1 protein-coding gene is annotated in these 662 nt (G+C 53.5%); it reads right to left on the reverse strand.

Annotated elements, in window-relative coordinates:
* Positions 1-662, reverse strand: a 662-nt coding sequence (locus BTR1S_RS21480; RefSeq protein ID WP_156483233.1) for an AMP-binding protein, incomplete at both ends; no start/stop codon positions are given.

Here is a 662-nt window from a genome sequence, read left to right on the forward strand (position 1 = left end):
AACCGTGAGCTCGCGTTTTGACGTCATGTAGGCGCAAATGTACGGGCGATTTTCCCCGTCTTCCCGGACGGTGACGATCGTTTCATTGATGTCGTCGTGCTTCTCTAGTTGGCTTTCAATTTCGCCGAGCTCAATCCGGAAGCCGCGGATTTTCACCTGGTGGTCGATCCGGCCGATAAATTCGATGTTGCCGTCAGGCAGCCATTTTGCCAAGTCGCCCGTCTTATACAGCCTTTCTCCCGGGATGAACGGGTGCGGGATGAATTTTTCCGCTGTCAGCTCCACGCGGTTTAAATACCCTGTGCTTAATCCGTCTCCGGAAATGCAGAGCTCTCCGGGAACCCCGATCGGAAGGAGACGGCTTTGTTCGTCCATAATCAATGCCGACGTATTGGCCAGCGGTCTGCCGATCGGGATCGTTTCCACTTCTTCATCGATGTCATTGATGAAGTAATATGTCGCATAAACCGTGCTTTCCGTCGGGCCGTACACATGGATCAGCTTATCCGGCCCGATGCGGTCCAGCACTTTTTTCACATGCGGCATTGACACCCTTTCACCGCCGAACAGGATTTTTCGCAGACCGGCCAGACAATCGATATCGATGTCGGCGAGCGTATTGAAGAGCGCCGTCGTGATGAACATCACGCTGACCTGTTGTT

Source organism: Bacillus sonorensis NBRC 101234 = KCTC 13918 (assembly GCF_001592005.1).
GTDB lineage: Bacteria > Bacillota > Bacilli > Bacillales > Bacillaceae > Bacillus > Bacillus sonorensis.